Source organism: Mycobacterium sp. (genome assembly GCF_035314905.1).
Lineage (GTDB): Bacteria > Actinomycetota > Actinomycetes > Mycobacteriales > Mycobacteriaceae > Mycobacterium.
On record NZ_DATFYW010000227.1, the window covers coordinates 1 to 5559 of the forward strand.

Consider the following 5559-nt stretch of genomic DNA (forward strand, 5'->3'; position numbering starts at 1 on the left):
CATGACGGGGTGGGCGGAGCCGACCCCGGCAGGGCGTCGGGCTTGATCGCGGGCGGCGTATGGCGCTGGGCGACGCGTAAGCGGTCCGCCCGCTCGCCCGCGTGGTTGACCAGCCTCAACAAGATCACGCCCGGCAGGGCGGCAGTCCTCGGCGTCGTGCTCGCCGTGGCCAATCCGAAGGTGTTCTTCATGAATGCGGCAGCGGGATTGGCAATCGGCACGGCCGGGTTGGGGGTGGCGGGCGCGGGGACAGCCATCGCCTACTACACCGCCTTAGCCAGCTGACGTTGGCCGTTCCGATTGTGGCGCACGCGGTGACCGCCGAGCGCCTCGATCAGCCGCTCGAGCGGCTCAGGGAGTGGATGGAGCGTCAGCACGCCGTCCTGGCGGCGGCGATCCTCGTGGTGATCGGTCTCGTGCTGCTCTACACCGGGATCCACGTGCTCTAGGGGGCCCGACGTCCCAGTTGCGGGAGCTGTCGCGGACCCACGCGCTTTAGAGGGGCTCGATGTCCCAGTTGCGGGAGCTGTCGCGGACCCACGCCGAGACTTAACCTGCTGCGGCGTATGTCGGCGTTTCGCCGCAACGGTTTAAGTGTCGCGGTCAGGGCTATCCCGAGAGCTCCGGCACACGGCGCGGCATAACCGAGCCGCTATTCCTGTTGCTGCCTATGCGAAGATTGAACAAGTCGTGGATGAAGCCTTGAATCATGGTTTGCGGTCGGCGCCCGCGTTCGCGCCGCCACCAGCACGAAGGCGACCTGGCTCTGATCTGCGGCGGCTTTTGCCGTACTTGCTGCCTTACCGTGCGCGGTGGATTTCTATGGTCGTGGCGGCCGTCACCAGCCTGGTGGCCACCGTCGCGATTCCGCTGATGACCAAGGCCGTCATCGACGGCCCGGTGCGACATCAGGACCAGCGCGGGCTGTGGGTGCTCGGCGCAGCAGCGATGGGGGTCGGCGTCTCCGAGGCGCTGCTGTGGTTCATTCGCCGCTGGTTGATCGCCCGCGGCACGATGGGTGTCGAGGCCGACATCCGCAAGGACCTCTACGCCCGGCTGCAGATCCTGCCGATGTCCTTTCACGGCCGCTGGCAGTCGGGGCAGCTGCTGTCGCGGGTGATGAACGATCTGTCGACCATCCGCCGGTTCCTGTCGTTCGGGCTGGTCTTTCTGCTGCTCAACATCATTCAGATCGTCGTGGTGACGGCGATCCTGCTGGCGATGTACTGGCCCCTCGGCGTGGTCGTGTTGGTGTCGATCGTGCCGATCGCGGCGACCGTGCTGCACTTCGAGCGGGATTTCACCCGCCTGTCGAGGCGGGCCCAGGACCAGTCGGGACACGTCGCAACGCACGTGGAGGAAGCTGCGCTCGGCGTGCGGGTGGTCAAGTCGTTCGGCCGCGAGGCCTACACGTACGACCGCTTCAACGAGCAGGCCACGACGCTGTATGACACCCAGGTTCAGAAGGTGTCCGTCTCGGCGAAGTTCTGGACCCTGCTCGAGGTCATCCCCAACCTCACCTTGATCGTCGTGCTCGGCTTCGGGGCGTACGCCGCCGGTCATGGCCTGGTGACGATGGGCACCCTGGTCGCGTTCATCACCATGATGCTGTCGCTGGTGTGGCCGATCGCCTCGCTGGGTTTCTTGCTGTCGATGACGCAGGAGTCGATGACAGCCGCCAACCGCATCGCCGAGATCTTCGACGCCCCCCGCGAAATCGCCGACGGTCCGCGGGCCGAACCGCCTCGCGGCGGCAGGCTGGAACTGCTCGACGTCGGCTTCCGGTTCCCGGACGCGCGTGCCGATGACTGGGCGCTGCGACACGTCAGCGTCACCGTAGAACCGGGGGAGACCCTTGCGCTGGTCGGGTCGACCGGCTCGGGGAAGTCCGCGCTGGCCGGGCTTTTGTCCCGGCTCTACGACGTCACCGAAGGTGAGATCCGCATCGACGGCCAGGACATCCGCGAACTGTCGCTGCCTGCGCTGCGGAAGGCCGTGGCGACGGCCTTCGAGGATCCGACGCTGTTCTCGATGTCGGTGGCCGAAAACCTGCGGCTGGGCCGGCCGGACGCCACCGATGAGCAGGTGGCGCAGGCCATCGAGGTCGCCGCCGCGGAGTTCGTCTACGACCTGCCGTTCGGCCTCGACACCCGCATCGGCGAGCAGGGGATGAGCCTGTCCGGCGGGCAGCGGCAGCGGCTGTCGCTGGCGCGGGCGATCCTCGCCGCGCCCAGGGTGCTGGTGCTGGACGACACCCTGTCGGCGCTCGACGTGCACACCGAGGCCGTTGTCGAGGAGGCACTGGGCCGGGTGCTGCACGCGGTCACCGGCATCGTCGTCGCGCACCGGGCGTCGACAGTGCTGCTCGGCGACAAGGTGGCACTGCTGGAGGACGGCACCATCACTCACGTCGGGACTCACGCCCAACTGCTCGCCGAGGTCCCGCAGTACCGCTACCTGCTGGCTGCAGACGACGATCTCGACGGCAGCGTGGAGCGCATCTGCGCGTGGCAGGACGACGAGGACCGCGACCGGCTCTGCCAGGCGTACGAGGAGCGGGAGGCGACCGACGCCGCCTGCGCTGACTCACGGCGCTACGCGACGACGAAGGCCGAGGGCCGATGACCGCGACCGATGTTCCGCCTGTCGCCGTTGGCGAGGACACTGCCGATGGGTGGCGCGGCCGCGTCAGAGACAGCGCCGACGACGGTTCGCCCATCGACGAGACGGTGCCGCGGCGGCGTGAGGCCCGCGCGCTGCTCGGCTCGCTGCTGCGCCCGTACCGCATGACGCTCGCGCTGCTGGCGCTCGTCGTTGTCATGGAAAACGCCGCGCGGCTGTCGGTTCCGCTGCTGGTGCAGCGCGGCATCGACCACGGCATTCCACCGATCGCCGACGGCGGCTCGGCGGCCACGCTGATCGCCATCCTCGGGGCGCTGTGTGCGGTGGTGCTGATCCAGGCGGGCAGCCGCGTGCTCTTCCTGCGCCGCTCCGGCCGGATCGGACAGAAGGTGCTGCTGGAACTGCGGCGCCGGGTCTTCCGCCACTTTCAGCGGCTCGACATCGCGTTCCACGACCGCTACACCTCGGGCCGGGTGGTCAGCCGTTCCACCAACGACGTCGAGGCGATCCAGGACATGCTGGAGACCGGCTTCGACAGCCTGATCACCGCGGTGTTGACGCTGGTCGGCACCGCGATTTTGCTCGTCACGCTCGATGTGCGTCTCGGGCTGATGTGTCTGGGCGCGTTCCCGGTCCTGGTCGCGTTGGTGTGGTGGTTTCGCACCGAATCGTCGAAGACCTACCGCAAGGTGCGGGAGAGCGCGGCGCTGGTCATCGTGCAGTTCGTCGAGACGATGACGGGCATCAAGGCGGTCCAGGCGTACCGGCGCGAGCCCCGTAATCAGGAAATCTTCGAAGACGTTGCCGACCGGTACCGCGCCGTCAACGAGCGGACGTTCAAACTGCTGGCCGTGTTCATGCCGGGGGTCAAGCTGGTCGGCAACCTCACCACCGGCGTGGTGTTGCTCTACGGCGGCTACCGCGTGCTGCACGGCCAGATGACGATCGGCACGCTGGCCGCGTTTCTGCTGTACCTGCGGATGTTCTTCGAGCCGATGCAAGACATCTCCCAGTTTTTCAACACGTTCCAGTCCGCGGCGTCGGCGCTGGAGAAACTGGCCGGCGTGCTCGCCGAACGACCCGCTATCTCCGATCCCGCGCGGCCGGTGTCACTGGATGCCGTTCGCGGCGAGATCGGCTTTCACGACGTGCGGTTCTCCTACGTGCCCGCCCGCGCGGTGTTGCCCGATCTGAATCTCACCGTGCCAGCCGGGCAGACCGTGGCGTTGGTCGGAACCACCGGCGCCGGCAAGACCACCGTCGCCAAGCTCATCGCCCGGTTCTACGATCCGACCTCCGGGTCGGTGACGCTCGACGGCATCGACCTGCGCGATCTCGCCCAGAGTGAACTGCGCCGCCATGTTGTGATGGTCACCCAGGAAAACTTCATGTTCGGCGGCACCGTCGCCGACAACATCCGGTTCGGCCGGCCCGACGCCACAGCCGACGAGATCCGTGCTGCGGCAACGGCAGTCGGGGCAGACCGATTCATCGAGGCGCTGCCTGACGGCTACGCCACCGACGTCGCCAAGCGGGGCGGTCGGTTGTCTGCGGGTCAGCGGCAGCTCATCGCGTTCGCGCGGGCGTTCCTCGCCGACCCGGCCGTGTTGATTCTCGACGAGGCCACGTCATCTCTGGACATCCCCAGCGAGCGGATGGTGCAGCGCGCGCTGGAGACCGTGCTGGCCGACCGGACAGCGCTCGTCATCGCCCACCGGCTGTCGACCGTGCAAATCGCCGACCGTGTGCTCGTTCTCGACCACGGCCGGATCGTCGAGGACGGCCCGCCCGACGAACTGATCGGCCGTACCGGTGGCCGGTACGCCGCCCTGCACCGGGCGTGGATGGAATCGCTGGCCTGAATCGTGGGCGGCCCTCGGGGACCGCTGGGGCCAGGAGCCCGACCTCAAACAGCATTGCTGTAATAAATCTCGGTGTAGTTAGCGACCCAGCCCTCGCTGACGCAAGTCATCGGTATGCCATCCGGGGACTGCGCCGCGCCCTCGCTCTGATCGCACGGTGCCCCCAACGGGCGGACGCCGACCAAGGGCTTCGACGGCACCCATTTACCCACAGCAGCGCAGAGCAAGGTGGCGCCCGATGAGGAGTCCAAGCCGAAGACGTAGCGGGTACGAACATCACACGGCGCGTCTTGCGCCACGTTGCGAGCCACGTAGGGCACACAGTTCGCGCCATCGCACTGCGACGGCGTCCCCGACGCGGTTCCGGCGGCCATCACCGGTGCGGCGATGAATCCGCAAGTCAATGCAAGCACATTCACGGGTCTCATGTCCTGTCCCTCCGGTGGTGATCCGCTTTCCCTGCTCTGCTGCTGTTGAGGATCAGCCTAGGTTCCGGGCGGCCACATGGATGCGAAATCGGGTCAGCCCGTGGGACCCGACGATCCGGAGGGTCCATGGAACCCCGGGGGCATCAACGACGTGTGTGGCGGCCCTTGGGGCCGTCACTCTTCATGCAGAACAAAGATTAGGTTATATTCTCCCTGCCGGGCGAAAGTCCGGACCACTCCGGAAGGGTTGGTGATGTTGTTGCTGAACGGCTCGGCCGCGATGCACGCCGATTCGAAGGTCCAGACCGCTTCGACATTCACCGCGACGCCGGTGGGCACCTGAGTTTCGGGCAGGGGCTGCATTTCTGCCTGGGCTCGGCGTTATGCCGCATGGAAGCCCGCGTGGCGCTCGAAGAAGTGATAAAGCGTTGGCACCATTGGTGAAGTCGATTACGACAACGCCGTCGTGGCGCACACCGCAAGTGTGCGCGGGTGGGGACGACTGCCCGTGACTACTTGACAGCGCTCCGGTCGGCGACCCCACGGACCACGGTGTCACGGGCAGTGATCAGCGCCGCGCGCGTCCCTTGGGCGCGCACAATGTTTTCCGGCATCCAGAGCACGTCCATCACGCACCGTGACAGCAT

Annotated in this window: 2 protein-coding genes and 2 pseudogenes; all 4 read left to right on the forward strand. The window is 67.1% G+C overall.

Annotation, left to right across the window (positions count from 1 at the left end):
- Nucleotides 1-9 precede the first annotated feature (9 nt).
- Nucleotides 10-449, forward strand: a pseudogene (locus VKG81_RS19885) (GAP family protein).
- A 373-nt stretch (nucleotides 450-822) separates the two neighbouring features.
- A complete protein-coding gene (locus VKG81_RS19890) occupies nucleotides 823-2625 on the forward strand; it encodes an ABC transporter ATP-binding protein (protein WP_324398446.1) in 1803 nt (600 codons plus the stop codon).
- Nucleotides 2622-4484 (forward strand): ABC transporter ATP-binding protein, encoded by a 1863-nt coding sequence (locus tag VKG81_RS19895; protein WP_324398447.1) that lies wholly within the window; start codon nucleotides 2622-2624, stop codon nucleotides 4482-4484. The genes VKG81_RS19890 and VKG81_RS19895 overlap by 4 nt, the downstream gene beginning before the upstream one ends.
- Before the next feature lie 657 nt (nucleotides 4485-5141).
- Nucleotides 5142-5432, forward strand: a pseudogene (locus tag VKG81_RS19900) (cytochrome P450); the annotation flags it as partial.
- Nucleotides 5433-5559 lie beyond the last annotated feature (127 nt).

Coding starts and splice junctions, on each gene's coding strand:
- VKG81_RS19895 (WP_324398447.1), top strand. CDS start 2,622: ATGACCGCGACCGATGTTCCGCCTGTCGCCGTTGGCGAGGACACTGCC.
- VKG81_RS19890 (WP_324398446.1), top strand. CDS start 823: ATGGTCGTGGCGGCCGTCACCAGCCTGGTGGCCACCGTCGCGATTCCG.